The sequence below is a fragment of the Saccharopolyspora sp. NPDC050389 genome (assembly GCF_040655595.1).
In the GTDB taxonomy this organism is placed as follows: Bacteria; Actinomycetota; Actinomycetes; order Mycobacteriales; family Pseudonocardiaceae; genus Saccharopolyspora.
Window position 1 is genome coordinate 1 of the sequence record NZ_JBFAKG010000053.1, and the last position, 23,986, is coordinate 23,986.

19 protein-coding genes are annotated in these 23,986 nt (G+C 69.3%); 12 read left to right on the forward strand and 7 right to left on the reverse strand.

From position 1 onward, the window contains the following. Positions 1-90: 90 nt before the first annotated feature. Complete coding sequence (locus AB0I53_RS29915) at positions 91-3,198, reverse strand: BTAD domain-containing putative transcriptional regulator (RefSeq protein ID WP_358610144.1); 3,108 nt, start codon at positions 3,196-3,198, stop codon at positions 91-93. 42 nt (positions 3,199-3,240) lie between these two features. Between AB0I53_RS29915 and AB0I53_RS29920 the strand changes: the two genes are divergently transcribed. Further along, positions 3,241-3,636: a hypothetical protein gene (locus AB0I53_RS29920; protein ID WP_358610147.1), complete on the forward strand. Its 396-nt coding sequence runs from the start codon at positions 3,241-3,243 to the stop codon at positions 3,634-3,636. A gap of 433 nt (positions 3,637-4,069) precedes the next feature. On the opposite strand, the gene AB0I53_RS29925 is transcribed toward AB0I53_RS29920, so the two are convergent. After that, positions 4,070-5,212 (reverse strand): erythromycin esterase family protein, encoded by a 1,143-nt coding sequence (locus AB0I53_RS29925; RefSeq protein ID WP_358610150.1) that lies wholly within the window; start codon positions 5,210-5,212, stop codon positions 4,070-4,072. A gap of 81 nt (positions 5,213-5,293) precedes the next feature. Between AB0I53_RS29925 and AB0I53_RS29930 the strand changes: the two genes are divergently transcribed. After that, on the forward strand, positions 5,294-6,043 hold the full coding sequence (locus tag AB0I53_RS29930; protein WP_358610153.1) for a TioE family transcriptional regulator: 750 nt from the start codon (positions 5,294-5,296) through the stop codon (positions 6,041-6,043). On the opposite strand, the gene AB0I53_RS29935 is transcribed toward AB0I53_RS29930, so the two are convergent. Continuing rightward, positions 6,040-6,978 carry a phosphotransferase gene (locus tag AB0I53_RS29935; RefSeq protein ID WP_358610156.1) on the reverse strand — a complete coding sequence of 313 codons (939 nt, stop codon included), beginning with the start codon at positions 6,976-6,978 and terminating at the stop codon, positions 6,040-6,042. The genes AB0I53_RS29930 and AB0I53_RS29935 overlap by 4 nt on opposite strands. A 251-nt stretch (positions 6,979-7,229) precedes the next feature. Between AB0I53_RS29935 and AB0I53_RS29940 the strand changes: the two genes are divergently transcribed. Continuing rightward, the gene (locus tag AB0I53_RS29940) at positions 7,230-9,524 is read left to right on the forward strand and encodes an FdhF/YdeP family oxidoreductase (RefSeq protein WP_358610159.1); all 2,295 of its coding nucleotides are present in this window, start codon (positions 7,230-7,232) and stop codon (positions 9,522-9,524) included. Here the strand turns inward: AB0I53_RS29940 and AB0I53_RS29945 are convergent, their stop codons facing one another. Beyond that, entirely contained in the window at positions 9,525-10,739 is a 1,215-nt protein-coding gene (locus AB0I53_RS29945) for a molybdopterin molybdotransferase MoeA (RefSeq protein ID WP_358610162.1), read from the reverse strand. Positions 10,740-11,023: 284 nt separating this feature from the next. Between AB0I53_RS29945 and AB0I53_RS29950 the strand changes: the two genes are divergently transcribed. From AB0I53_RS29950 to fdhD, 3 genes are all read left to right on the forward strand, one after another. Further along, positions 11,024-13,309, forward strand: coding sequence for an FdhF/YdeP family oxidoreductase (locus AB0I53_RS29950; RefSeq protein ID WP_358610165.1), 2,286 nt, complete (start codon positions 11,024-11,026; stop codon positions 13,307-13,309). Between the two features lie 104 nt (positions 13,310-13,413). After that, the gene (locus tag AB0I53_RS29955) at positions 13,414-14,652 is read left to right on the forward strand and encodes an MFS transporter (RefSeq protein WP_358610168.1); all 1,239 of its coding nucleotides are present in this window, start codon (positions 13,414-13,416) and stop codon (positions 14,650-14,652) included. After that, positions 14,640-15,476, forward strand: coding sequence for a formate dehydrogenase accessory sulfurtransferase FdhD (gene fdhD, locus AB0I53_RS29960; protein ID WP_358610171.1), 837 nt, complete (start codon positions 14,640-14,642; stop codon positions 15,474-15,476). The genes AB0I53_RS29955 and fdhD overlap by 13 nt, the downstream gene beginning before the upstream one ends. Here the strand turns inward: fdhD and AB0I53_RS29965 are convergent, their stop codons facing one another. After that, positions 15,477-16,379, reverse strand: coding sequence for a LysR family transcriptional regulator (locus tag AB0I53_RS29965; RefSeq protein WP_358610174.1), 903 nt, complete (start codon positions 16,377-16,379; stop codon positions 15,477-15,479). Positions 16,380-16,721: 342 nt separating this feature from the next. On the opposite strand from AB0I53_RS29965, the gene AB0I53_RS29970 reads away from it, so the two are divergent. The 4 genes from AB0I53_RS29970 (at position 16,722) to AB0I53_RS29985 (ending at position 20,446) form a co-directional block, all read left to right on the forward strand. Next, the gene (locus AB0I53_RS29970; RefSeq protein ID WP_358610177.1) at positions 16,722-17,996 is read left to right on the forward strand and encodes a GNAT family N-acetyltransferase; all 1,275 of its coding nucleotides are present in this window, start codon (positions 16,722-16,724) and stop codon (positions 17,994-17,996) included. 46 nt (positions 17,997-18,042) lie between these two features. Next, entirely contained in the window at positions 18,043-19,053 is a 1,011-nt protein-coding gene (locus AB0I53_RS29975; RefSeq protein WP_358610180.1) for a Dyp-type peroxidase, read from the forward strand. Further along, positions 19,050-19,862 (forward strand): family 1 encapsulin nanocompartment shell protein, encoded by an 813-nt coding sequence (locus tag AB0I53_RS29980; RefSeq protein WP_358610183.1) that lies wholly within the window; start codon positions 19,050-19,052, stop codon positions 19,860-19,862. Before AB0I53_RS29975 ends, AB0I53_RS29980 begins: the two co-directional genes overlap by 4 nt. A gap of 281 nt (positions 19,863-20,143) precedes the next feature. Continuing rightward, positions 20,144-20,446: a hypothetical protein gene (locus AB0I53_RS29985; RefSeq protein ID WP_358610186.1), complete on the forward strand. Its 303-nt coding sequence runs from the start codon at positions 20,144-20,146 to the stop codon at positions 20,444-20,446. A 10-nt stretch (positions 20,447-20,456) separates the two neighbouring features. Here the strand turns inward: AB0I53_RS29985 and AB0I53_RS29990 are convergent, their stop codons facing one another. Next, positions 20,457-21,728, reverse strand: coding sequence for an MFS transporter (locus AB0I53_RS29990; protein WP_358610189.1), 1,272 nt, complete (start codon positions 21,726-21,728; stop codon positions 20,457-20,459). Positions 21,729-22,081: 353 nt separating this feature from the next. Continuing rightward, positions 22,082-22,561 carry a MarR family winged helix-turn-helix transcriptional regulator gene (locus tag AB0I53_RS29995; protein ID WP_358610192.1) on the reverse strand — a complete coding sequence of 160 codons (480 nt, stop codon included), beginning with the start codon at positions 22,559-22,561 and terminating at the stop codon, positions 22,082-22,084. Between the two features lie 26 nt (positions 22,562-22,587). Here AB0I53_RS29995 and AB0I53_RS30000 point away from each other — a divergent pair, with 26 nt between their 5' ends. Next, positions 22,588-23,391, forward strand: a complete 804-nt coding sequence (locus AB0I53_RS30000; protein ID WP_358610194.1) for an alpha/beta hydrolase — start codon at positions 22,588-22,590, stop codon at positions 23,389-23,391. Positions 23,392-23,499: 108 nt separating this feature from the next. Then, positions 23,500-23,922, forward strand: coding sequence for a YciI family protein (locus tag AB0I53_RS30005; RefSeq protein ID WP_358610197.1), 423 nt, complete (start codon positions 23,500-23,502; stop codon positions 23,920-23,922). Positions 23,923-23,986: the final 64 nt, after the last annotated feature.

Sequence of the window (23,986 nt, forward strand, 5' to 3'; positions counted from 1 at the left end):
GCTGCCGAACGCCACGTTTCCCTGCGCAAGGCCGCCACCGCGCTCGCGGTTGAACGCGTGGCTCTGGCCCACCAGCTGCGCGGGCGCGTGCTATCCGGCAGCGAGCCCGTCATCGGGGAGCAGCGGCCCTTCCAGCACGCGCAACCGCCTCCCGATGCGTTCGGCGAGCTCCGCTGCCTCGTGCGAGGTGGCGTCTCCGACCAGGCCCAGCGCCTTGCGCCACAGGGCCTCCGCCGTCGCTCGTTGGTCGGTGCGCATCCGCACCTGCGCCAAGGCGTCCAGGGTGCGGGCCTGCCAGAACTTGGCCCGCAGCTCCTCAAAGGAATCCGAAGCCCGCTGCAGGTATTCGTCGGCGCTGTTGAGCTCCCGCCGCGCCAGGTGCAGCCATCCCAGCGCCAGCAGCACCCGTCCTTCGCCGAGGTGGGCGCTGACCACCTCGCACAGTTCCAGCGCGCGGGTGAGCACCTTCTCCGCTTCCAGGAACCTGTTCTGCGCCGTCCAGGTCATCCCGAGCCCGCTCAGCGCGAACACCTCGCCCACCCGGTCGGACATGGGCCGCACCAGCTCGAGGACCTGCCGGAACGATCGCTCGGCCTTGTCGAACAGCTCCTGCTGCAGGTAGAGCTCGCCGAAGCGCTGCCAGGCCTGCGCCTCGACGCGCCGGTTCCCGGTGCGGCGGCACAACCGCATCGACTCCTCGAGCGTGTCGGTGGCTTCGCCGAAGCGCCGCAGATCCGCGTGCACCTGGGCGAGGCTGACCAGCGTGTGCGCTTCGGCCACGAGATCGCCCACCTCGCGGAAGCCGTCGATGGCCGCGGAATAGCGCTCCGCGGCGCTGTCGAACCGAGCCGTCATCCGATCGACGAACGCCAGGTTGCGCAGCGCCAGTGCCCGGCCGTGGCAGTCCCCGAGCTCGGTGAACAGCCGCAACGCCTCTTCGAGCACTTCGATGCCGGACTCGCCCCGCACCGTCTGCCGCAGCGATCCCAATGAGCACAGGATCGCCGCTTCGCCGCGCCGGTTTCCGTTGCGGCGCACGACTTCCAGCGCCCGTTCGTGCGTTTCCTGCCAGCGGTGGACCTGGCCGCGGGCCTCGAACAACGTCACCGAGGTCAACGCCAGGTCCCAGCACTGCTCGTCGGCTCCGATCTCGGCCGACTGGTGCACGGCGGCCACCAGGCCGGATTCCTCGGCCTCCAGCCAGCACATCGGATCGGCCAGCACCCGGTCCACCTCGCGATCGGCGAGTTCCCACCGGTACCCGTCGCCGTGCAGCACCGTGAAGTCGCCGCCGTACAGCCGCCGGTGAGCCTCGCCCGCCAAGGCCAGGTGCGCGCCCAGCAACCGCTGCAACGCCGCGTCGCGCTCGGCCGGATCCTCCTCCACCGCCAGCTTCTCCCGCGCGAAGATCCGGATCAGGTCGTGCCAGCCGAACCGGACGCCGTGGCCGTCGATGACGTCGATCAGCTTCGCCTCGATCAACTCCTCCAGCACGTCGCCGGCCGCCAGGCAGTCCTCGTCCAGCAGTGCCGCCGGGACCCACACCGCGAAATCCGGCGTCAGGCCCAGGCCCAGCAACCGGAACAGGCGCTTCGCGGCAGCCGACAAGCCGTCGTAGGAGATCGTCAGCGTGGATCGCACGTGGAGGTTGCCGTACGCGATCTCGTCGAGCCGGCGCTGCTCGTCCTGCATCCGGTCCACCATCATCGACAGCGACCAGTGCGGCCGGGCGGCCAGCCGCGCGCCGATGATGCGGATGGCCAGCGGCCACCGCCCGCACAACTGCGTCAGCGTCTCCAGCGACTCCGCTTCGGCGTCGGCCCGCTCATGCCCCACCAACCGCGCGAGGAGGCTGCGCGCGTGCTTGTTCTCCAGGATGTCGAGGTTCATCGTCACCGCGCCCGGCAGGTTGCCCAGCGGCCGGCGGCTGGTGACGATCACCGAACAGCTCGGACTGCCCGGCAGCAGCGGGACGACCTGATCTTCTCCGACGGCATCGTCGAGCACGACGAGCACCTGCCGCCCGCTCAGGCGGCTGCGGTACACGTCCTGCAACTCGTCAGGATCGGTGGGGATCTCGCCGTCGCGCAGCCCGAGCGCGCGCAGGAAGCGCGTGAGGATGTCGGCGCTCTCGACCGGAGACCCGGCTGTTCCGTGCAGGTTCGCGAACAGCTGTCCCTCTGGATAGTGCTCGGCCAAGCGGTGCGCCACGTGCACCGCGAAGGCCGTCTTGCCGATACCGCCGCGCCCGGAGATGCGGACCAGGCGCATCGTGTTCCCGGGTGCGGATCCGCTCAACTCCTTCTCCACGGTCGACACCGCGAGCCCGCGGCCGGTGAAGTCGCCGACGGCGGCCGGCAACTGGCGGGGCACGACCACCACCGGCTCGGCCGCTGCGACCGTCGGCGGCGCGTCGCCGTATCCCAGCTCATCCGCGCCCGACAGGATCGAGGACTCCAGCTGCCGCAGCGAATCGCTGGGCTCGATGCCGAGCTCGTCGATGAGGTCCTTGCGCGCCTGCCGGTAGACCTCCAGCGCCTCGGCCTGCCGCCCGGAGCGGTACAGGGCGACCATGAGATAGGCGCGCAGCTGCTCCCGCAGGGGATGCTCGGCCACCAACCCGACGAGCTCGCTGACCAGCTCGCGATGCCTGCCCGCCGCCAGTTCGAGCTCGATGCAGTGTTCGGTGACGCTGATCCGCTTCTCGACCAGCGCATCGGCGAGCAGCCGCGCCTTGCCCGAGGCATCCGAGAGCACCGGCCCGCGCCACAACCCGAGTGCGAGGCGGAAGATCTCCGCACCCTTCGCGCCTCGGCCCGCCGCCGCATGATCTTCAGCGACGCGCACGTGGTGCTCGAACAGGGCCGCGTCGACCGATGCCCGATCGACCTCGCAAACGTAACCGCCGGAGCGCGTCGCGATGACCCGATCGTCGGTGATGTCCTGCAGCATTCGGCGCAATCGTGAAACACAAATCTGCACCTGCTCACGAGCGGTCGGCGGCGGCGATTCGCCCCAGATCGCGTCGATCAATTCGTCCACCGACACGAATTCGTTGACCCGCAATAGCAGCAGCCCCAGAACCACTCTTTGCCGATAGGCGGTTAACCGCCTGGCCGAAGCGCCGTCCCCGACCTCCACCGGCCCCAGGACGCGAAACGTCGGACTGGCGTCGAAGTCCAGGTCGTTTCCGTCCATGACTCCAGCAATCCCCGCATTTTGATGGTCAGAATCCCCAGCGTGCCGGCTCCCAATGCCGCGACTCCAAACTGGGACAGTAGCGACCGGCAAGCGGGAAACCATCCGCTGTTCGGGTCAACCACGAACATTCACGATGCCTACCGCGACACGCAACAACCCCGTTCGAAAAAATTCGCAAAAGGACGCCGCAACGATCCACGGTTTCCAACGCCGAACTCCGGCAGCATCGCACGCCATCATTCGGCCAAATCCAGCAAGCCACCAAAAACCATTTACCGGTTACGCCTCGTTCCGCCCGCCACCCTGGGCGACGCCGCGCAACGCAGGCGGCCCGGCCAGTGCTCCGCCCGGGCCACACCTCCATCGCAGGACCGCAAGCCGCTCCGGATGCGACCACCAGTCGTCACTCGCATCAACCTTGATCACGCCTTCTGAATTGCCTATCACGCAGCATCTTCGCCACGAACAGCGAAGAATACGATGCCAAGAGAAGGCGGGAGAACACGACAGGCTGCCGCCATGCGGGAATGAAGACCAGGCATGCAACGAGCAACACCGCACTGACAATCAGCAGGGTGATCTGAATCGACGTCCGCCTCGGGCATCTCGACGAACTGCCCAAGTTTTCCCATCTACCAGTATTTGGTGAAAACAAGACAGGAAGCCATACGCCGAAGACCGGGTTAATCACGTCCACATCCGGGAAGGGCTTCGGCCTGCACGCTTTTCAGCCGGATGAATCGGTTCGCCGACCAGGCACGCCCTAAATCGCGGATCCAGGCTCTCGAATTTCTCCTGGAACGGGATTCTCGCCGAGGTGTGCGGCCGTGGGTGGAAGTCTGCGTCCTCCACCCACGGCCCGGTCACGTCATTTCTGAGTTGCGCCGTCGCTGATGTGCAGGATCGCGTCGGCCGCGCCGAGGGTCGCGTCGTCGAGAGGGATGTAGCCCTGCTCCGGGGTGACGTCGGTGCGTGTCTGGGCGGAAGTGACCGTGGTGGCCGGTGTCAGGCCCCAGGTGGTGATTCGGCTCTGCAGGATGCCCTCGTAGGTGTTCGGATCGGGCTCTCGGAGCCCAAGGGCAACGCTACGGCCCAGGCTGCCGGCGACGAAGGCGTACTGCTCGCCCAGCAGGGAACTTACGATGGCGCCCGCGCCGAACCAGTTGGTATCCATATCCGCCATGCGCAGGTCGCTCAGGCTTCGCCGCAGGTGGAGGTTGTGCGAGCAGACCAGCGTCGCGCCGCGTCGGGCCTCGATTCCTCGGACATCGAGGAGGTTCTGGGCCATGAGCGCATCCCTGGTGGCGGCCAGGCCGGATATCCGCGCGGCCTGCTCGATGCGCCGTGCGGACTGCTTGTGGTACCGCAGCAAGCCAAGACCGGCGGTGAGGTTCGTCTTGGCCCTGAACCACTCGGCGCGTGATGTTGCCGCGATCAGTTGCGGTGCGCGCGCGTAGAGCGAGGCGAGCATGTCGTCGGCGATCGTTCGCAGCCTCTCGGCCTCGGCCGTGGCGCCGACCGACATGGCCGGGTCCGTGACCGCCTCCGTGCGGCTCCACCGTTCGTCATCGCCGGCGAGGCTCGCGAGGTCGAGGTCGAGCCCCAGGTGGTCGCGGGCGAATTCGAGGTAGCTGCGCGGGCTGGGCGCGCTCATTATTTCCATGGGGGCGTCGAAGCCGTGGAAGGCCAATCGTTGTTCTGCGGGGCGGCTCTCGTTGTATTCGCGCATCCAGGCGACCAGCCGCCTGTTGGCGTCAAACTCTCCGAAGCCGTGCGAGAAGCCTTCGCCCATCGCCGCGTCGAGGCTTCCCACTCCTTCCTGGACGAAATCGTTCACGGTGAGCGCGGCAACGCGATCGGTCTCGAGGGCGATCGACCGGAAGCCGCGGTCGACGAGCTGGGCGAACAGTTCATTGCGAACCCATCCGAAGGCCGGTTCCCAGTGCGTCGGCTCACCCAACGCCAACAGGTCGCACGACTCGGTCACGAAGTCTCTGATGTCCTGACTCATGAGCCTCAATCGTATCCTTGAAAGAACGATTGATACTTCGAAAGCCCTGGCCACGTGGTCGTGCGGTAAAGTCTCAAACCGGTGATAACCTTGCGACCAGCCGACCTCGCGCGCGAGCACGGCATCTCGACCCAGGCGGTCCGCAACTACGAGCGGGACGGGTTCATCCCGCCCGCCGAGCGCACGCCTAGCGGCTACCGGATCTACACCGAGGTGCATGCGGCCGCGCTGCGCGCCTTCCTCTCCCTCATCCCGGCGTACGGCCACTCAGCAGGCGGCCAGATCATGAACGCGCTCCACGACGACGCGCTCAACGACGCCCTGATGATCATCGACCGCGGCCACGGCCAGTTGCTCCGCGACCGCGAAACCCTCGATGCGGTGCGGAAAGCGGTAGAGCACCTGACGGCGGAGCCCAACGCCGCATCAGACGCACCGGCAGACCGCGGAACCTTGAACATCGGCGAACTCGCACACCGACTCCGCGTGACGCGGGCGACCCTGCGCAACTGGGAAGGCGCCGGCATTCTCATCCCCGCACGAGAGCCGGCCACCGGATACCGCCGCTACCGCGCGAGCGACATCCGCGACGCCGAGCTCGCCCACCTCCTCAGACGCGGTGGCTACCCGCTGGAACACATCTCCACGGTGGTCCAGCAGATCCGAACGGCCGGCGGCACCGAGGCACTGTCCCGCGCCCTGGATGACTGGCAGCGAAAGCTCACCGCGCAGGGCCTCGCCATGCTCAACGCGGCCACGCACCTCAGCCACTACCTGAGCCTGCACGCCCTGCCAGAGCCGATCGCGGCCCCATCGGTCGCACCCACCTAGCCCGCGTCGGCGCCCGCAGCATCCAGGTGGCCGGCGTATTCCCCGGTTTCCGCGTAGGCCCGCATCAGTTCGAAGATCCCTTCGGCCCGGCCCGGTCCCCAGCTCAGCACCGCTTCGTTCGCCGAGCTCAGCACGAAGTTCAGGATGATCATGTCGCGCATGACGAGGAACTCGTCGAATCGGGCCATCGCCGGTGGCAGCTCGCGCACGGCGCGATATCCGCGCAGGTATCCCGCCGCGAACCTGCCGTAGGAGCGCGAGTCGCAGGCGCGCAACACGGAGGACAGCACCGTGGCGATGTCGAGGACGTAGTAGCCCCAGCCGCAGTCGTCGAAGTCGATGACCGCCATGTCGCCGCCCGGCGTGCGGACCAGGTTGCCGCGGTGGAGGTCGGCGTGGCTCAACCCCCAGTCCGCCGGGTCGCGATCGGGCATCCGCTCGCGGACCATCGCCGACACACGGCCCAGCAGATCCCGCTCGCTCCGGTCCAGGCGGCCGTGCGGGTCCGCCAGCGCGGCGCCGTTGGTGAACACGTCGTCGAAGGCCCAGGACGGCCGCACGAATTCCGCGGACGGGCGGTACCGCTGCGCGTGATCATGGAGGCTCGCGGTGAGCCGGCCGAGTCGCTCGGCGACACCTGGAGACGAATACGCCGGTGCCGTCGTGCCCGGAATCCATTCGAACACGACCGATGTCACCGGCTCCGGCCACCCGGCGAGCGACCGCGTGATCACCCGCCCGTCCCCCGCGGCCGCGGACTTCGGGACGAGCACGGCCTTTTCCGACGCGAGCGCATCCATCCATGCCAGTTCCGAACGTTGCTCCTGCGGGCTCCGGCCGTGCCGCACGGACATGCGCAGAACGTACTTCCCGGGCCCTGCGTCGACGAGGAAGACGGCGTTGTCCTCGTATTGCAGGAGTCGCAACCCGCGCATTTCCACACCGTGGCTTTCGAGGGTGTGAAAAGCGAGCTTGCGCAGCCGCCCGAGCTGAGATGAACGAGCAAGCGACTCGAACGGGCGGGCCATTTCGCCAAATTAGCATCACGAGCCAACGCCCGGAGGCGGATTCCGGCCTGCGGCAATGATTTTTCCGCGCCAGGCGTGATCGATCCGCTCGGTTTGCCGCTGCACCGATGCGGTGGTGGGATGCGGTGGTCGGCGCGAGACCTGCAGGAGCGTGGCCCATGGACGAGCGGGACGGCAAGCACCAGGACGCTGCGCAGCCGGAATTCCGGCCTTACCACCACCCGGCCGCCGGGTGGGGCGCCGCCAAGAGCGTCACCGAGTTCCTGGTCCGCGAGCGCGAGTTCATGAACGGCCCGCGGGCGGTCATGAAGATGAACCACGAGAACGGCGGCTTCGACTGCCCGGGTTGCGCATGGCCCGACGACACCAAGGGCCTGCACCTGGACATCTGCGAGAACGGCATCAAGCACGTGACCTGGGAGATGACCCGCAAGCGGGTCGACCGGGAATTCTTCGCCGCCCACACGGTCGGCGAACTGTCGGAGTGGAGCGACTTCGACCTCGAGGACCAGGGCCGCCTGACCGAACCCATGCGGTACGACCCGGAAAACGACCACTACGTCCCGATCAGCTGGGCGGACGCCTTCGCTCTCGTCGGCCGCACCCTGCAGGAGCTCGACAGCCCCGACCAGGCGGCCTTCTACACGTCCGGCCGCCTCGGCAACGAGGCGACGTTCCTGTACCAGCTCATGGCGCGCGAGTTCGGCACGAACAACCTCCCGGACTGCTCCAACATGTGCCACGAGGCCAGCGGCCGCGCCCTGCAGGCGTCCCTGGGCACCGGGAAGGGCACCGTCGACCTCAAGGACTGGGAGATGACGGACGCCCTGTTCATCCTCGGGGTCAACGCCGCCTCCAACGCGCCCAGGATGCTCACCGCGCTCGCCGAGGCCTACCGCCGGGACGCGCAGATCGTGCACATCAACCCGCTGGTGGAGGCGGCCTCGACGCGCACGATCATCCCGCACGAGTTCGCGCGGATGGCCGCGTTCCGGCCGACCCGCACCGGCACGTTGAACCTGCAGCCGCGCATCGGCGGCGACATGGCGCTGATCCGCGGCATGGCGAAAGCCGTTCTGGACGAGCAGAAAGTCGACCCGAAGGCCCTCGACGTCGAGTTCATCGAGCGTCACACGGCCGGCTTCGCGGAATACCGCGCCCTGTGCGAGGCCACCTCCTGGGACGAGATCGAGCGCCAGTCCGGCGTCGGCCGCTCCGAGATCCTCGCGGCGGCGCGCGTCTACTGCGAGGCCGATCGGAGCATCGTCAGCTGGTGCTTGGGCGTCACCCAGCACGAGCACGGCGTCGACACGGTCCGCGAGATCGTCAACCTGCTGCTGTTGCGCGGGAACCTGGGACGAGAAGGTGCGGGGCCGTCGCCGGTTCGCGGGCACAGCAACGTCCAGGGCAACCGGACCTGCGGCATCGACCACCGCCCGGACGGGGCTTTCCTGCAACGGCTGGCGGAGGTCTGCGACATCGATCCGCCCCGGGCGCACGGGCTGGACACGGTGGGCACCGTCGAGGCGATGCACCGCGGCGACGTGAAGGTGTTCGTCGGGATGGGCGGCAACTTCGCCCTCGCGGCCCCCGACACCCCCTACACGTTCGCCGCGCTGCGGGAATGCCGGCTGACCGTGCACGTCAGCACAAAGCTCAACCGCAGCCATCTCGTCCACGGTCGCCAGGCGCTGATCCTGCCCTGCCTCGGCCGCACCGAGAAGGACCAACAGCGCGGTGGCCTGCAGGCCACGTCGGTGGAGGACTCGATGAGCATGGTGCACCTGTCCGTGGGCATGAAGCGCCCGGCCTCGCCGGACCTGCTGTCGGAGCCGGCGATCATCGCCGGCATGGCGCGCGCCGCGCTACCCGGCAGCAACACCCCGTGGGAGAAGTACGTCGAGGACTACGACCGGATCCGCGACACCATGTCCCAGGTGCTCGACGGATTCGAGGACTTCAACAGGCGCGTGCGGCTGCCGCTCGGCTTCCGCCTCCGCCAACCCGCCCGGGAGCTGGTGTTCCACACGCCTTCGGGGCGTGCCGAGTTCTCCGCGGCCGCCCTTCCCGACGTCGTCCCCGCCGCGGGAACGCTGGCGTTGGGGACGATGCGTTCGCACGACCAGTGGAACACCACCATTTACTCGGACAACGACCGCTACCGCGGCATCAAGAACCTGCGCACGCTGATCTTCATGAACGCCGACGACATGCGCGACCGCGGCATCGGCAGGCTCGACGATGTCGACATCACCAGCACGGCCAGGGACGGCAGCACCCGCACGCTGCGCCGGTACAAGGCCATCCCCTACGACATCCCGCGCGGCTGCGCGGCCGGCTACATGCCCGAGATGAACGTCCTCTGCGCCATCGGCGACTACAGCACCCAGAGCGACCAGCCGCTGATGAAGCACGTCAAGATCACCGTGCAACCATCAGCGATCACAGGCTGATCACGGTCGCGGCATCTCGAGAACGTCCACAGTAGAGCCGCTGGGAACGCCGCCGGGCGGGACCACCGCGAGGCCGTCGGCGAGCGCTAGGCCGCGCAGCATCGCCGGGCCGTCGAAGGGAAGCGGTGCTGCCGTGTTCTCGCGGAGCAGCACGGGCAGCAGTCTGGTGTTTCGCGGGTGTCCGGGCAGCTCGACCTGGACGGCGACGCGTTGCGGCTCTGCCTCCGGTTGACCGTTGAGGCGGCGCAGCAGCGGCGAAGCCAACGTCACCGTTCCCGCGACGGCTGCCAGCGGATTGCCCGGAAGCTCGACGAGCCGGCGATTCCGCCCGTCTGCGGATTGTGGAAGCTCGGCGAGCAGCATCGGATGACCTGGTCGCACGGCCACGGAGTCGATCAGCAGCCGGGCGCCGGCCGCGCCGAGTGCTTCGTGGAGGAAGTCGACCGGCCCGGCGGCGGTGCTGCCGGTGGTGACCACGACGTCTGCGGGCGAGTGCCGGATCGCGTCGTGCAGCAGCTCGAAGTCGTCGGAGATCCGGCGCCGGCCGATCACGTCGCCGCTGCATCGCAGCCAGGGCTGCAACAGCGGGCTCAGCGCGTCGCGGACCGCACCGTTTCGGGGCAAGCCGGAATCCAGCAGTTCGTCACCGAGAACCAGCAGCTCCACCGTCGGGCGGCGATGGACGACTAGCCGGTCGTACCCCGCCGCCGCGGCCAGGCCCAGCACGGCGGGCGTGACCGTCGTGCCCGCCGGAAGCAGCGGCTCGCCCGAACGGCATTCCTGGCCTCGGGGCCGGACATCGCGGCCGGGAGCCGGTGGGCTCGGGGCGCGGTCGAACAGGATCCGGGCCGACGTCTCGACCTGGCCGTGCTCGCGGCGCAGCACCGCGATCGGGCCCGGTGGCAGCTGAGCACCGGTCGCGATGTTCACGGCGGTGCCCTCCGCCAGCGGTTCCGGTCGCCCGCCCGCCAGCACGCCGGTGCCGCCGAGTCGCCACGGCCCCGGCCCCGCCACGGCCCATCCGTCCATTGCGGACGTGTCGAACGGCGGCAGGTCGGTCAGCGCGACCAGCGGTTCGGCGAGGGCATGGCCGAGCGCCTCGGCGAGGTCACGCGCAACGGCAGGCAGCGGCTCTCCGGCGGCATCCCGGGCGGTGTCCCGCGCCTGCGCCCAGGTCTTCACCGGCAGGGCGGTGTCGGTGCTGATGAGCTTCATCTGGATCCTCGCGTCGCCCGGTGCATCGTCGACGGAACACCTGGTGCCGTTCGCATTTTCCGGCGATGCGGAAATCTCGGTCGACTACCAGTTTCGGGCACCCGACCGGGATGGTCAAAGCGGAATTTCCGACCAGCCTATAAGCAATGCTTATCATCGATCTCCAGAGTTGGATATAACCGCCGCCTATCAGATCATCGCCGCCCCCTCTTTGACTTTCCACCACCGGTGCCGAACGCTGAAAGTGCGCCGGAATTCGGAACGGACAAGGGGTTGGCCACATCATGAGCAAGATCGAGGATCCGGGCGAGGACGCTCTTTCGGTCACCCCGCCCAAGACCTGGGCGGCCGGACTGCCCGCGGTGGCGCACGCCCTGGAGTACTCGCTGGAGCAGACCTCGGTCCGGCGGACCACGCTGACGCTGCTGAACCTCAACCAGGCCAAGGGAATCGACTGCCCCGGCTGCGCGTGGCCGGAAGCGGGCCCGAAGCAGCGCCACCTCAACGAGTACTGCGAGAACGGCGCCAAGCACGTCAACGACGAGGCGACGTCGCGCCGGGTCACCGCCGACTTCTTCCGGCAGCACCCGATCTCCGAGCTGGACCAGAAGTCCGACTACTGGCTCAACCAGCAGGGCAGGCTCACCGAACCGATGGTCAAGCGGCCCGGCTCGGACCACTACGAGCCGATCGCCTGGGACGAGGCCCTCGGCCTGCTCGCCGATGAGCTCAAAGCGCTCGACTCCCCGGACGAGGCGCTGTTCTACACCTCGGGCCGCCTCAACAACGAGGCCGCGTTCCTGCTCCAGCTGTTCGCGCGGGCATTCGGCACGAACAACCTGCCCGACTGCAGCAACATGTGCCACGAATCCAGCGGCGCCGCGATGCAGCAGACGCTGGGCATCGGCAAGGGAAGCGTGAGCCTGGACGACATCCACGAGTCCGACCTGATCTTCGTCGTCGGCCAGAACCCCGGCACCAACCATCCGCGGATGCTGTCCGCGCTGGAGGAGACCAAGCGCGGCGGCGGGCAGATCGTCGCAGTGAACCCGTTGCCCGAGGCCGGGCTGTTCCGGTTCAAGAACCCGCAGAAGGCCCGCGGGATCATCGGCCGCGGCACCGCCATCGCCGACCAGTTCCTGCAGATCCGCCCCGGCGGTGACCTCGCGCTGTTCAAGGCGCTGAACCTGCTGCTGCTGGAGGCCGAGGAGGCCGCGCCGGGAACCGTGCTCGACCACGAGTTCATCCGCGCCCACACCAGCGGTTTCGAGGAGTTCGCCGAGCAGGCCCGCAAGATCTCGTGGGACGAGATCCGCACCGCCACCGGGCTGTCCCGCGAAGAGATCGAGCAGGTGCACGAGCGGGTGCTGGCCAGCAAGGGCGTCATCGTCTGCTGGGCGATGGGCCTGACGCAGCAGAAGCACGGCGTCCCCACCATCCGCGAGGTCGTCAACTTCCTGCTGCTGCGCGGGAACATCGGCAAACCCGGGGCCGGCGTCTGCCCGGTGCGCGGCCACAGCAACGTGCAGGGCGACCGCACCATGGGCATCTGGGAGAAGATGCCGCAGTCCTTCCTGGACGCGCTGGAACGCGAGTTCGGTTTCGTCCCGCCGACCGAGCACGGCTGGGACTCGGTGGATTCCATCCGGGCCATGCGCGACGGCCGGGCCAAGTTCTTCCTCGGCGTCGCCGGGAACTTCGTGCGGGCCACGCCGGACAGCGAGATCACCGAGCAGGCGATGCGCCGGTGCCGGCTGACCGCGCACATCTCGACCAAGCTGAACCGCTCCCACACGGTGTGCGGCGAGACCGCGCTGATCCTGCCGACGCTCGGGCGCAGCGACCGGGACTTCCAGGCGAGCGGCGAGCAGTTCGTCACCGTCGAGGATTCGATGAGCGTCGTGCACGCCTCGCGCGGTCGCCTAGAGCCCGCCTCGGAGATGCTGCTCAGCGAGGTGGCGATCCTCGGCAGGCTGGCGCGCCTGACGCTGGGCGAGAATCCCGCCATTCCGTGGGAGGAGTTCGAGGCGGACTACAGCACGATCCGGGACCGGATCTCGCGGGTGGTGCCGAACTTCGAGGACTTCAACGCGCGGGTGGCCGAGCCGGGCGGATTCGCGCTGCCGAACCCGGTGAACAGCGGGGTGTTCCCCACGCCCAGCGGCAAGGCCATCTTCACCCGCAACGAGTTCGAGATGCTGAGCGCGCCCGAAGGGCATCTGGTGCTGCAGTCGCTGCGCTCGCACGACCAGTGGAACACCATCCCGTACGCGCCGAACGACCGCTACCGGGGCATCCACAACGCCCGCCGGGTCGTGCTCGTCAATCCCGTCGACCTGGACGCGCTCGGATTCGCCGACCGCGCCGCGGTGGACCTGGTGAGCGTGTGGCACGACGGCGTGGAGCGGCGGGCACGCGACTTCCGCGTAGTCGCCTACCCGACGACGCCCGGTTCCGCTGCCGCGTACTACCCGGAGACCAACGTCCTGGTGCCGCTGGACAGCGTGGCCGACTTCAGCAACACGCCTACCTCGAAGGGAATCGTGGTCCGGTTGGAGCCCCGAGGCTGACACCTCCACCGGAAGGTCCACATCGGATCGATCCGATGTGGACGGCTACTCGTGCCGGGAGCCAGGACCGCATCCGCACGCGAACCAGAAAGGCGAACGCCGGCATGACGACGTACCGCACCGCATCCAGCTGGATGCCGGCCGCGGCCGCGGTGTTCACCGCCGGGTGGGGCGCGAACCAGTTCGCGCCGCTGGCCGTCGTCTACCGCACGGAGCGCCACTGGCGCGACATCCCGGTCGCCGCGATGTTCACCACCTACCTGTTCGGGCTGCTCCCCGGCCTGTTGCTGGGCGGCCCCGCCTCGGACCAGCGCGGCAGGCGCATCGTTCGTCCAGCCCTCGCGCTGTCCGCCGTCGCCAGTGCGCTGCTGTCGCTGGCGCCGGTGTCGCAGTTCCCGGTGTACGCGAGCCGCCTGGCCGCGGGCGTCGCGGCCGGCGTCGTCCTCTCCGCTGGAACCACGTGGATCGTGGAGCTGTCGGCCGATCTCGGGCGCCCGAGCGCGGGCCCGCGCCGCGCGATGAACGCGACCGGCGGCGGCCTCGCGGCGGGAGCTCTCGTGGCGGGCATCCTCGCCCAATGGTCGCCCTGGCCTGCGGTGTTCCCCGCGCTCGTGCACACCGTGCTGGCCCTGCTCTGCCTCGCCGCCACGTGGAAGGTGCCGGAAACCGCACCTTCACCGGTGACGGTCGCCAAGGTCCGGCACGTCCGGGGAGTGGGCAGGTCGGCGACCAGGCATCCGCGATTCCTGCGCGTGGTCCTCCCGGCGAGCCCGGCCGTCTTCGCCGCCGCGACGGTCGCCTACGTCGTGCTGCCGCCGCTGCTGGCCGACCGGGTTCCCGGCTACGCACCGCTTTTCAGCGGATTGGTAACGGCCCTGACCCTCGCCACGGGCATCGCCGTCCAGCCCCTGGCGCGCCTGCTGGACCACGCCGGCAACGCGCGGGCGACGCTCGCAGGCATGGCCACCGTGATCGCCGGGCTGCTGCTGGGTTCCTACGCCGTGTACCAGGGCTCCGTCGTCCTGACGTCGGTCGCGGCGCTCCTGCTCGGCGCCGGATACGGCCTCACCTCGGCCTCCGGCCTGCGAGAACTCGAGCGGCTGACCCCGCCTTCGGCGTTGCCGTCCACGGTGTCGCTCTACCACGGCACCACCTACCTCGGCTTCCTCACGCCGCTCTTCCTGGCCGTCACGGCGGGCGCCGCGCCGTATCCGGCGCTGCTGGCGGGCATGGCCGCCGCCGGCCTGCTGTTCCTCTCGATCACGGCGTGGCATTCCCGAAGCCATCTACCCCACCGGATCTCCGGTGAACTCAAGGAAAGGAAAGAACAATGGGCCGAGTGACCGTGCGGCGGCCGGTGCTGCGCATCCGCGACGGAGTGCCGTCGCAGCGCCCGGACACCCTGGCGGCCGAGGAGCCGATGGAAATCCGGGTCGGCGGCCGCCCGCTCACCGTGACCATGCGCACCCCCGGGCACGACTTCGACCTCGCGGCCGGATTCCTGGTGAGCGAAGGCGTCGTCCACTCGACCGAAGACGTGACCGCGATCCGCTACTGCGCGGGCGCCACCGCCGACGGCGGCAACACCTACAACGTGGTCGACGTCGCCCTGGCTCCCGGCGTGGCGCCGCCGGACGCGTCGCTGGAACGGAACTTCTACACCACGTCGTCATGCGGGCTGTGCGGCAAGGCGAGCCTGGAAGCGGTGCGCACCACGACGACCTGGCCTCTCGGCGAGGACTCGCTGCGCATCGAGCCGGCGACGCTGGCCGCACTCCCCGACCGGCTGCGGGCGGCTCAGCGGGTGTTCGACAGCACCGGTGGCCTGCACGCCGCCGGGCTGTTCACCGCCGATGGCCGGCTCACCTGCCTGCGCGAAGACGTCGGGCGGCACAACGCGGTGGACAAGGTCATCGGCGACGCCCTGCGCGCGGGCGGGTTGCCGCTTCGCGAATCGGTCCTGATGGTGAGCGGCCGGGCGTCCTTCGAACTGGTGCAGAAGGCGGTGATGGCCGGCATCCCCGCGCTGGCCGCCGTGTCCGCCCCGTCCTCGCTGGCAGCGGACCTCGCCGCGGACTCCGGGCTGACGCTGATCGGCTTCCTGCGCGGCAACTCGATGAACGTCTACACCGGCGCCGAGCGGCTGCAACCGATTCCGGTGCCGTGATCACTCCAGGGCGTCGGCCACATCCACCGACCTCGCGACCTCGATGAACGCGCGGCCCATCACCGATCCGGGCTCCCGCGCGGTCGTCACCAGCGCGACCTCCGCTTCGTGGTCCGGGGCCACCAGCGGGACGGCCTTCACCGCGGCCGTGTCGCTGATGGCCCGGGCGAACGGGGCCGGCACGATGCTCGACCACCGGCCCATCGCGACGTGCGCGCACAGCCCCGCGATCGAGTCGGTTTCCAGTTGCGGGACAGGCGAAATGCCGACTTCGGCGAAGACGGCGTCCAGCGTGCGCCGGCCGCGCATCGACGGCGTCAGCAGGCACAGCGGCACGCACCCGGCTTCCGCCCAGGTCACCGACTCGCGGGCGGCGAACTCCCCCTCGGCGGGCGTCAGCAGCACGTACCGCTCCCGGTACATTGGAACCGCGGTCATGCTGCCCGCCTCGACGTCGGCGAGGTACGTGATCGCGACGTCGACCTCGAAGTTCCGCAGCCGCCGGAAGATCTCGTCGGTCGGCAGATCGGCCTGCACCAGCACCCGGGCCAGCGGGTGTTCCGCGCAGAACCGCGCCGTGAGCAGCGGCACCGCCGGCGCGGCCGTCGGGATGACGCCGATCGAGAGCTGGCCAGTCAGCCCTGTGCGGAGGGCGCTCACCTCCAGCCGCATCGAATCCCGGTCGGCCAGGATCCTCTCCGCCCACCGGACGATGCGCTCGCCTTCCGGGGTCAGGCCCTGGAAACGGCGTTCGCGACGGATCAGCGGGACGTCGAGCTCCTCCTCCAGCTTCCGAATCGCCTCGGACAGCGCCGGCTGGGAAACGGAGCACGCTTGGGCGGCCCGCACGAAATGCCGTTCACGCGACAATGCCACCAAGTACTCGAGCTGCCGGAAGAGCATTCTGTTCACCTAACGCCAGAGGGCCACGGAACATCCTATCCCGGCAGGCGAAAGACGCCTTGCGACGCCGCTCGACACCCGCCTAACGCCGGGTCACGAGCACACGGATGCCCGATTTGCAAATAGGTGCGACCTATTGCGAAATCGGAAATGTTTCTTTGACTTTTCCCGAATACCTGGCGGAGAATTCATCCAGTGCCGATTCGGCCACCGCACGAAGGCGGAAACGGCGCCGCAGAAAATCCCGACTCGGAACTCATTCGCTGGGCGACGAGCGGGTATTGCCCGACACAAGCTCGCGGCCGGTGCGGCCGCGCAGCGCGGAAGACCGGGAGGTGGGCCGTGCCGTCTTGGCGGGTGCGCGATTTCCACGACGACGACCTGGACCAGGCGATCCGCATCTGGGACCAGAGCAGGGAAGGCGGGGAGCCGGCGTTCTCCGCCGCCGAGGTGGTGTCGATCGCGCGGGCCGGGCATCCGGCCCTGGTCGCGGTGGTGCAGCAGGACGTCGTCGGCATGGCGGCGGCCAAGGTCGAGGGCGACCGGGCCTGGCTGGCGCTGTTCGCCCTGGACGCCCGGTGGCGCAACCGCGGCATCGGCAGCGCGCTGCTGGCCGAGTTGGAGAAGAAGCTGCGCAGCACGGGAGTGCACCGGATCGCCAGCCTGGTGTCCGAGGGAGCCGCGGGATTCCGGGCGATGGTGAACTCCGGCTACCGGCCTCGCACCGACCTGACCTACTTCGAGAAGGTGCAGGCGCTCGACCCCGCCGACTTCGACGTGCTCGAACACGTCGGCGGCAGGCTCCTGCCGCCCGGCGGGTGGGACGCGCTGGCGGGCATGCGGCGGGAGAAGGACGTCATCGAACGCCGGGTCGTGCTGCCGATCTCCCATCCCGAACAGGCCGAGCGCCACGGTGTCCTGCCGCCCAAGGCGATCGTGCTGTTCGGGCCGCCGGGCACCGGCAAGACCAGCTTCGCCAAGGCGATCGCCTCGCGGCTGAACTGGCCGTTCGTGGAACTGTTCCCCTCCCGGCTCGCCGCGTCCTCCCCGGACGGCCTCGCCGCCTCGCTGCGGGAGGTGTTCGCGGAGCTGGAGGAACTCGACGACCTGGTGCTGTTCATAGACGAGGTCGAGGAGATCGCCGGGACCCGCTCCAGCCCGGCGGCGGGCCCGGCGCACGGCGTGACCAACGAGCTGCTCAAGCTGATCCCGGGCTTCCGCGAGCACGACCACCGCCTGCTGGTCTGCGCGACCAACGCGGTGAGCTCGCTGGATCCGGCGTTCCTGCGGCCGGGCCGGTTCGACTACCTCATCCCGGTGGGACCGCCGGATCCGCCCGCGCGGCGGGCGATCTGGTCGCGCTACCTCGGCCCGGCGCGCGACAACGTCGATCTGGACCTGCTGGTGGAACGGACGGAACTGTTCACCCCGGCGGACATCGAGTTCGCGGCGCGCCAGGGCGCCCAGACCGCGTTCGAGCGCGACGTGCTGCACGAGCACGGAGACCTCGCGACGACCGACGAGTACCTGCAGGCGATCGCGGACGCCCGCCCGACGCTCACCGCGGAGGCCATCGCCGAGTTCGAACGCGACATCGACGCTTACACAAGGCTGTAGCGCCGGGGCCGGTTTAGAGTCGGCCACTTGGGAGGTGAGCACCACGATGTCGAGCCCCGAATCGTCCGTGCCGCAGCCGGTGCTGGCACCGTTGACGCCTTCGGCGATCTTCCTCGTGCTTTCGGTTTCGCCCGGTGGCGAGTCGCAGGTGCGGGCGGTCCTCGGCGATCTCGCGGCACTGCAGCGCGCGGCCGGTTTCCGCTACCCCGAAGGCGGGCTGACCTGCGTCGCCGGGATCGGATCGCAGGCGTGGGATCGCCTGTTCTCGGGGCCGCGACCGGAGGGGCTGCATCCCCTGCCGGAGTTCGTCGGGGCGAAGCACCGGTCGGTGTCCACTCCCGGCGATGTCCTGCTGCACATCCGGGCCCGGCAGGAGTTCCTGTGCTTCGAGCTGGCCGCGCAGATCCTGGCGCGGCTGCGCGGCGCGGTGACGATCCTCGACGAGGTGCACGGCTTCAAGTACTGGGACGAGCGGGATCTGCTCGGGTTCGTGGACGGCACCGAGAACCCGACGGGAGTGGCGGCCCGGTCCGCGGTGGCGGCCACGGCGGAACAGGACCCGCACTTCGCCGGCGCCAGCTACGTGGTCGTGCAGAAGTACCTGCACGACCTGCGGGCGTGGAACGAGTTGCCGGTCGAGGAGCAGCAACGGGTGGTGGGACGCACCAAGCTCGACGACATCGAACTCGCCGACGACGTGAAGCCGGCCAACTCGCACGTCGCGCTGACGACGATCACCGCCGAGGACGGCAGCGAACGGCAGATCCTGCGGGACAACATGCCCTTCGGCGAATTCACCGGCGGCCGGTTCGGCACCTACTTCATCGGCTACGCCGGCGATCCCGGACTCATCGAGCAGATGCTGACCAACATGTTCGTCGGCGTTCCGGTCGGCAACCACGACCGGATCCTGGACTTCTCCACCGCCGTGACCGGGTCACTGTTCTTCGTGCCGACGCTCACGTTCCTGGAGCAGCAACCGCCGCCGCCGACCGGAACACCGACCGCCGAGTCGACGCTCGGCATCGGGAGCCTGAAGGGAAACCCGCCGTCATGAACAATCTGCACCGCGAACTGGCCCCGATCTCGCAAGCCGCGTGGTCCGACCTGGAGCAGGAAGCGCGACGCACCTTCGCGCGGCACGCGGCCGGCCGACGGGTCGTGGATGTTTCCGACCCGCGGGGCGACACCTTCGCCGCGGTCGGGACCGGCCGCAGCACGCGCATCGACACACCCGGCAACGACGGCGTGCAGGCGAAGTTGCGGGAGGCCCGGCCGGTGCTGGAGCTGCGCGTGCCGTTCCGCGTGTCCCGGCAGGCCGTCGACGACGTCGAACGCGGTTCCCGCGACGCCGACTGGCAGCCCGTGAAGGATGCGGCGCAGCGCATCGCGCGCGCCGAGGACCGCGCGATCGTCGACGGGTTCGAGGCCGCCGGCATCACCGGCATCCGGGCCGGAGCGTCGCACTCGCCGATTGCGCTGCCCGCCGACGTGCGCGGGCTGCCAGGCGTGGTGGCACGAGCCTTGGGCGCGCTGCGAATGGCAGGTGTCGACGGTCCGCACGCGTTGTTGCTCGGCGCGTCCGAGTACACGGCGGCCGCCGGAGCCACCGAGGCCGGGTATCCGCTGATCGAGCACCTGCAGCGCATCCTCGGCGGAGACGTGGTGTGGGCTCCTGCGATCAGCGGCGGCTGCCTGCTGTCGACCCGGGGCGGCGATCACGATCTGCTGCTCGGGCGGGATCTTTCGATCGGCTACCTGTCGCACGACGCCGAGGGAATCGACCTGTACTTCGAGGAGAGCTTCGCGTTCCTGCTCAACACGCCCGAGGCGGGAATCGCGCTGCCCGCCGCCGCGACCAGCTGACGCGCCTTCTCACTCGTTCAGGTGAAATCGCCGATCGTCGGCCATTGTGGACGGACGCCACCGGCGGCTCCGAACCGCCGCCGCCGGTCGTCGACCACAACCCGCCGCTGACCGCAACTCCGGCATGATCACCGGCGCCGCCATCCCGGTCCCCGGTATGAACCAGTGAAGAGATGAAGGGACCTCACGAAGCGCGCCGTCCGGGAGCCTGGCGCGCGTCGGGAGGTGCCCGAAGGCTGGGCTGGCGGGGAGGTCGGCCTCGACGACCACGGATCAGGCGAGTGACAGAAGCAGACAAGCAGCAACGCGCAATCACGAGGAAGAAGGGTGGCCGCCGCGAAGACAGCCCCAGCCCGGTGTGGTCCCTGCTCAGCAACGCGCAGCAGGACTGGGGCACGACCTGCCGTTCGATCCTCCTAGCCGTCGCACCGCTCGTCCCCGTGCTGCTGACCGTGGTCCTCATCCACGGCAGCCTGTCATCGATCACCCCGTGGACGGCCGGGATCGTGGCCATGCTCGGAATGTGCCGCTACGCCAAAGCCCGATCGAGCAAGAACGCCGATCCGCCGAACCAGCAAACCTGACCGCGTCCGTTCAGGCGAGCGTCGTGGCCCAGTCCTCGATTCTCGTCACCTCGGCCTGCCGGGCGAACACCTTGCCGACGAGGATCTCGTGGACCTCGGGAATCCGGGTCGTAGCAGCCGTCGGAGAGCACCGTGAGCCGGTAGTCGAGGTCGGCAGCCCGGCGGTGTCGGCACCGCGCGAGAAGAAGGCACCGCCGGCGGCGGAGGCGATGATCGCGCCCAGGTAGCCGAAGGTGTGCAACAGGCCGGATGAGGAGCCGATGCGCTCCGAATCCGACTGGTGGTAAACGGAGTTCTGCAATGCGAGGTTGTTCAGCCCATGCGGCACACCGAAGATGACGGCGACGAGCAGCAACAGCCAGAACGGGCTGCCGGGGCCCAGCGCGAGCAGCAGGGCGCAGGCGGCGATCTGCGCGGCGGCACCGATCATCAGCTTGGCTCGCACTTCCTTGCGGCGGCCGGTGAGGATCGAGGCGAGGATTCCGATGCCGAACAACGGCAGCAGCGCGACTCCGTCCTGCGCGGCGGAAAGCCCGCGCCCCTCCTCCATCCACTGCGTGTACCCGAAGAGGAACGAGTAGGCGACGACGTAGGCCAGCAATGCCCGCACGTAGGTCAGGACCAGAGGCAGGTTGCCGCCCAGCAGGCGCAGGTCGATGAACGGCGACGACGCCCGCAGCTCCCGCACCACGAAGGCGGCACCGGCGACCACCGCCACGACGAGCAGATACCAGCGTTCGACGCCCGGGGTCATCAGGAACAGCAACAGTGACACCAGGTTCACCGCGAACAACGCCACGCCCGGCAGGTCCAGCCCGCGCTCGGCGCGGTCGCCGGGCGGCGCAGTGCTTTTCGGCAGGCGCAGCGCTCCCAGGATCAGCCCGAGGGCCGCGAGCGGGATGTTGAGCGCGAGCGTGGTGCGCCAGCCACCCAGCCCGATGAGCGCTCCGCCCAGGCTGGCGCCTATGACCGCGATCGTCTGCGTGGCGATCGCGAGGACGGTGAGCACCCCGGCCGGGCTGTCTCGTCCGGTGCGCTCGGCCTCGCCGCGGATCAGGTGCATCGCCGCCGGATATCCCGCGCGCGTCCCGAATCCGAGCACCACCCGTGCCGCGACGAGCACGCCGAGGTTCGGCGCGAGCATGCCGATGACACCGGCGAGCCCGGTGAGGAACGCACCGACGAGGTACATCCGGCGCGGGCCGTGCAGGAAGGGAGCGACGGAACGCCCGGCGGTCCGCGCCGTGCTCGACGCGCTCCTCGCCGAGGCGGCCACGGTCACGGGCGCCTAGCGCGACGACGCCTCAGTGCGGCCCGTTTCCGCTGGTCGCGGGGCCGTGAGCCTTTTGGGTCGCTGTAGAGGCTGTTTTGGATGTGGTGACGTGCGGATGTGGTAACGCGGGGCTTTGTCTTTGAAGCGGCGCAGCCGCTTAGCCCACCTATGCAACTCGCACCGCCGCGGGTTCTCAGACTGTGCCCGCCCGAAGGGGCTCTCGGCGAGGCCAGTCCCCGACGTGGTGAATTGGCATTCATGATGTCGGGGATCCCACAGCGAGAAGGCGACCGTAATTCCCGCAGGGGGGCCGCCACCCGCACCGCCACGCAGATCGAGTTTGGAAACAGCCTCTTCAGCGCTCACGACGGCTGGACGTCGATTTCGTTGACCGCGGCGAGCATGTGCCGCAGCACCCGCAGCGTCGTCGCCACGTCGGCGTCGGTGAGGTCGCCGCCGACGTGCCCCATCGTTTCGTGCTCCTTCGCCTGGAGCGCCTGGATGGCGGTGCGGCCGGCCTCGGTGAGCGCCACCAATGACGAGCGGCGGTGCGCGGGGTTCGATTGCAGCTCGACGAATCCCTGCTCCAACCCGTCGTTGACCATGCGCTGCACGAACTGCCTGCTCAGTTCCAGGGCTCGTGCGATCTGGGGAACCGTTTCGGCCGTTCCGGCCAGTTCCAGCCGTTCGAGGACGGCGCGCACGCCGATGGACAGCCCGTTGCGGGGGCTGTCCTGCTCCACGAGGCGCGCCACTCGGCGGTAGAGGGGGCCGAGGACGGCGTAGACCTCGGCGAGTCGGGGCCCGAGGAGTTCCGGCGGAAGCGAGGAGTTGTCAACCATGGTGTCATTATGACACCTTGGTTGTCATGAACGCTATCGAGTCAGTCCGAGTTCCGGTCCAGGACGGGGAGCTCTACGCCGAGGTCGTGGGCTCGGGCCCGCCGCTGGTGCTGCTGCACGCCGGCTACCTGGGCGTGCAGATGTGGGACGAGCAGCTCGAACTCGCCGCCGACCACCGGTTGATCCGCTACGAGGCCCGCTCCCACGGGCGCTCCAGCACCGCGATGGCCGACTGCCGGGCCGAGGACGACCTGCTCGCGGTGCTGGACCACTTCGAGGTCGGCACCGCGTCCCTGATGGGCAATTCGATGGGCGGTGCCACCGCCCTGACGTTCGCGCTGCAACACCCGGAGCGGGTCGACCGCATGGTGCTGTTCGGCCCGGGCATCCCGCCGGTCGAGTTCCACGACCCGTTCATTCAGGACGGGTACCGCGAGCAGGAGGCCGCCAGGCTGGCGATGGACATCGACCGGTACGTCGAGGCGTTCCTGCGCATCGGGGTGGACGGCCCGCACCGCCGGCCGGACGAGGTGGACCAGCAGATCCGGCGGCGTTGCCGGGACATGGCGATGACGACCGTGGGCAACCACCACACCGCGACCGGGCATCTGCTGGAGCGCGACGTCGCGAGCAGGCTGGAGGAGATCGCCGCGCCGACGCTGCTGATCGTCGGCGGGCTGGAGGCGGCCGACCTGCACCGGATGGCGCGGGACGGAGCGCAGCGGATGCCCAACGCCGAACTGGTCGAGATGGCCGGCTGCGGGCACATGGCCAGCATGGAGAACCCGCAGGAGGCCAACGAGCTCATCCGCCGCCACCTGGGCGGATAGGTATTCGCAGAAATGGGTCGTCGAACGTGTCGATTTCCGGGGAGCCCGTTCGATGCGTTGGTGAGCGGCCGGAGAGGCCGGCCGCCACCGACGAGGGAGTGACCCGCGATGCGATTCCTGATGGCGGTCATGGCCAATGCCGACAGCGAAGCGGGCGCGATGCCCAGCCAGGAGGTCATCAAGGAGATGACCGACTACAACGAGGAGCTCGTCAAGGCCGGGGTGCTGCTGGCCGCGGAGGGCCTGCACCCGAGCTCCAAGGGGTTCCGGACGGAGATCACCACCGGCGGCGGCCGAACCGTCGTGGACGGCCCGTTCGCCGAGACCAAGGAGCTGATCGCCGGGTTCTGGCTGCTCCAGGTCCGGTCCCGGGAGGAAATGCTGGAATGGGCGAAGCGCTGCCCCGCGCCGGTCACGGTGCGGCAGGTGCACGCCGCCGAGGACTTCGCCGCCGACGTGCTGACGCCCGAGGAAGCGGAGCGGGAGCGGCGGCTGCGCGAGGAGTCCCGCAGGCAAGGTGGCGTCGGCTGAGCGCACGCGTCGCTTCAGGCGTGGTTGCCGCCGGGGGTGCGGCGCGCTGAGATGGCGTGGTGGG

What these genes read in the sequence shown, in the direction of transcription:
- AB0I53_RS29965 (WP_358610174.1), bottom strand. Translation starts at nt 16,379, where the DNA reads ATGCTCTTCCGGCAGCTCGAGTACTTGGTGGCATTGTCGCGTGAACGG.
- AB0I53_RS29995 (WP_358610192.1), bottom strand. Translation starts at nt 22,561, where the DNA reads ATGGTTGACAACTCCTCGCTTCCGCCGGAACTCCTCGGGCCCCGACTC.
- AB0I53_RS29980 (WP_358610183.1), top strand. Translation starts at nt 19,050, where the DNA reads ATGAACAATCTGCACCGCGAACTGGCCCCGATCTCGCAAGCCGCGTGG.
- fdhD (WP_358610171.1), top strand. Translation starts at nt 14,640, where the DNA reads ATGGGCCGAGTGACCGTGCGGCGGCCGGTGCTGCGCATCCGCGACGGA.
- AB0I53_RS29935 (WP_358610156.1), bottom strand. Translation starts at nt 6,978, where the DNA reads ATGCGCGGGTTGCGACTCCTGCAATACGAGGACAACGCCGTCTTCCTC.
- AB0I53_RS29940 (WP_358610159.1), top strand. Translation starts at nt 7,230, where the DNA reads ATGGACGAGCGGGACGGCAAGCACCAGGACGCTGCGCAGCCGGAATTC.
- AB0I53_RS29945 (WP_358610162.1), bottom strand. Translation starts at nt 10,739, where the DNA reads ATGAAGCTCATCAGCACCGACACCGCCCTGCCGGTGAAGACCTGGGCG.
- AB0I53_RS30005 (WP_358610197.1), top strand. Translation starts at nt 23,500, where the DNA reads ATGCGATTCCTGATGGCGGTCATGGCCAATGCCGACAGCGAAGCGGGC.
- AB0I53_RS29915 (WP_358610144.1), bottom strand. Translation starts at nt 3,198, where the DNA reads ATGGACGGAAACGACCTGGACTTCGACGCCAGTCCGACGTTTCGCGTC.
- AB0I53_RS29925 (WP_358610150.1), bottom strand. Translation starts at nt 5,212, where the DNA reads ATGAGTCAGGACATCAGAGACTTCGTGACCGAGTCGTGCGACCTGTTG.
- AB0I53_RS30000 (WP_358610194.1), top strand. Translation starts at nt 22,588, where the DNA reads ATGAACGCTATCGAGTCAGTCCGAGTTCCGGTCCAGGACGGGGAGCTC.
- AB0I53_RS29955 (WP_358610168.1), top strand. Translation starts at nt 13,414, where the DNA reads ATGACGACGTACCGCACCGCATCCAGCTGGATGCCGGCCGCGGCCGCG.
- AB0I53_RS29975 (WP_358610180.1), top strand. Translation starts at nt 18,043, where the DNA reads ATGTCGAGCCCCGAATCGTCCGTGCCGCAGCCGGTGCTGGCACCGTTG.
- AB0I53_RS29950 (WP_358610165.1), top strand. Translation starts at nt 11,024, where the DNA reads ATGAGCAAGATCGAGGATCCGGGCGAGGACGCTCTTTCGGTCACCCCG.